We start from the raw sequence: 1,763 nt of genomic DNA on the forward strand, positions 1-1,763 counted from the left end.
CCAGCGCGGCGGATCGTTCCGGTCGAACGGCTCGCGCCGATGGAACGAAGGCCGGAACGGCCACTGGAACCCGATCCGGCTGGCCGGCCCGCCCGAAAGCACGGATCAAAGCGGGAACTAATGGATGCTCACGACAATACCGACAAAAGATTTTAATCAGTTTACATTTGGATATGTTTCCCGACACTCCGCGCAACGCGAGCACCGGCGGTCAAGGCCGCGGCCTAATGGGCATAAACTGGTCCCCGCAGCAGCCGCGGCTACGCTGTTCGTGCGGCAACAACTCGCTGCGGCGCGGGGAACCTGGATGCGGCCGCTCGCCGCAAGCCGATACCTTGGAGGAAATAACCACGACTCACGCCGGTCGCCGAACGCGGGCGAAATCTGTCAGAGAGGTAGCTAATTGTACTACCGACGTCATGGGGGATCGAGGTGCCCGGCAGAACCACGAGTGGGCTTCCGCATCGGGCCGGGTACCCCGTGTGGACAGCCGAGGCTCAGGTGACCGGAGCGAGCGCAGCGGATCACGGACTGGACTGGCTCATCAACAACTTCGTCGGTTCGGTACCCGGGGTCGCGAGCGCCATCGTCGTCTCGGTTGACGGGATCCTGCTCGCGGTCTGCGACGGCTTCACGCGCGACCGGGCAGAACAGCTTGGCGCGATCTCCTCGGGTCTGCTCAGCCTCACCCTCGGGGTGGCAACCCTCATGGACTCCGGGGCAGTGCGCCAGACAATAGTCGAGATGGACCACGGAACCCTGCTCCTCATGGCCATCAGCGACGGCGCATGCCTGTCCGTCCTCGCCGCCAAAACATGCGAAATCGGTCTCGTCGGATATGAGATGACCCGACTGGTGGCGCAGGCGCCCGACTTTCTCACCCCGGCGAAGCGCGGCGAACCACAGGAGCGGTCCGACGTAGGATGATCGCCTGGCGAAGCTGGGTATGAATGGACCCGACCGGGCAGGGCCGAGATTCTTCGCGGGGGTCCAGATGAACGTGGTCGTGGACTTCTATCATCGGGTCATCGTCGAGCCCGGGAAGCAACCGCTGTTCCTGCTGCTGGTGTCGTTCGTGGTCACATTTCTGTTTATCCGGCTCAGCGTCCGAATGATCCGGGCCGGTGTTTCGTGGTGGCCGGGTAACGTCGCAGCCGGCGGAACACATATCCATCATGTCGTCTTTGGCATTGTTTTCATGTGCATAGCCGGAGTCGGTGCATTCACCCCGGCGGCCGGCAGATCACCGTGGTGGGACCTGCTCGGGGCGTTGTTCGGTGTCGGGATCGCGCTCGTCCTGGACGAGTTCGCCCTGGTTCTGCACCTCCAGGACGTGTACTGGAGCGAGGAGGGCCGCGTCTCGGTAGATGCGGTCGTCCTCGGAGTGGCGGTGACCGGGTTGCTCGTACTGGGCAGCCTGCCCTTCGGGGTCAACGGCCTCGACAGCGGCCATCGCACGGCGCTATGGGACTACGTGGCGTCGCTGGTCCTCAACATCCTCCTGGTTGTGATCACATTTCTGAAAGGCAAACTGCGTCTCGGGACCATCGGGCTGCTCCTTCCCTTCCTCGCGCTGATCGGCGCGATCCGGCTGGCTCGGCCCGGCTCGCCATGGGCGCGGTGGCGCTATCGCGGCGGCTCCCACAAGGCCTCCCGGGCGCAGGGCCGGGCCGTGCGCCACGACCAACGGTGGATCCACCGCAAGGATCGAATCTTCGATCTGATCGCCGGCCGTCCAGACACCCGTTGAGCCCGCGCACGGG

2 protein-coding genes are annotated in these 1,763 nt (G+C 64.4%); both read left to right on the forward strand.

Annotated features, from left to right (window positions below):
* Positions 1 to 501 precede the first annotated feature (501 nt).
* Positions 502 to 927, forward strand: a complete 426-nt coding sequence (locus tag U9980_RS19585) for a roadblock/LC7 domain-containing protein (RefSeq protein ID WP_322769250.1) — start codon at positions 502 to 504, stop codon at positions 925 to 927.
* Positions 928 to 946: 19 nt separating this feature from the next.
* Positions 947 to 1,750: a hypothetical protein gene (locus U9980_RS19590; RefSeq protein ID WP_322769251.1), complete on the forward strand. Its 804-nt coding sequence runs from the start codon at positions 947 to 949 to the stop codon at positions 1,748 to 1,750.
* Positions 1,751 to 1,763 lie beyond the last annotated feature (13 nt).

Origin of the sequence: Protofrankia sp. Cr1 (assembly GCF_963555865.1) — a bacterium.
Classification (GTDB): Bacteria; Actinomycetota; Actinomycetes; order Frankiales; family Frankiaceae; genus Protofrankia.

Coding starts and splice junctions, on each gene's coding strand:
- U9980_RS19590 (WP_322769251.1), top strand. CDS start 947: ATGAATGGACCCGACCGGGCAGGGCCGAGATTCTTCGCGGGGGTCCAG.